Consider the following 625-nt stretch of genomic DNA (forward strand, 5'->3'; position numbering starts at 1 on the left):
TGGCCGGCCTGTCCAACGACCCGATGGCCGAGTACTCGCCGGCGCGCAACTTCGTCGAAAACGCCTCGGCGCCGGCCTACCTGGCCTACATCGCCAAGCGTGCCGGCGTGAAGCGCTTCATCCACGGCGGCTCCTGCTCGGTCTATGGCTACACGGTCAACGAGCTGTACGACGAGACCGCGCCGACCACCTGCGCCTACCCCTACGGCATTTCCAAGCTTCAAGGTGAGTACGGTGCCCTGCAGATGGCCGACGAGAGCTTTTCCGTCATCGGCTTCCGCCAGGGTACGGTGAGCGGCTTTTCGCCTCGCATGCGCCTGGATCTGGTGATCAACACGATGTCCACGCAGGAAGTGTCCGGCGTGTTCAACATCGCTTCGGGCAACTACACCATCGGCGAGATCGCCGACCTGGTGAACGAAGGCGTGCGCGAGTACCTGGGCGTCGATTCCAAGATCATCGTGAAAAACATCCAGGACTTCCGCAACTACAAGGTCTCGGCAGAAAAGGCCAAGCGCATCCTCAGCTTCAACCCGCGCTTCGACGCCAAGGACATCGTGAAGGACCTGGTCGACAACCTCGATCAGTTCAAGGACTTCACGCGCCCCGAGTACTACAACATCCG

The 625-nt window shown here is 61.1% G+C and carries 1 protein-coding gene; it reads left to right on the top strand.

Features of this window, described 5'->3' with window-relative positions; genetic code table 11:
- On the top strand, nt 1-625 hold a 625-nt coding region (locus JNK74_29330), incomplete at both ends, for an SDR family oxidoreductase (GenBank protein ID MBL7650279.1).

The sequence above is a fragment of the Candidatus Hydrogenedentota bacterium genome (assembly GCA_016791475.1).
In the GTDB taxonomy this organism is placed as follows: Bacteria; Hydrogenedentota; Hydrogenedentia; order Hydrogenedentales; family JAEUWI01; genus JAEUWI01.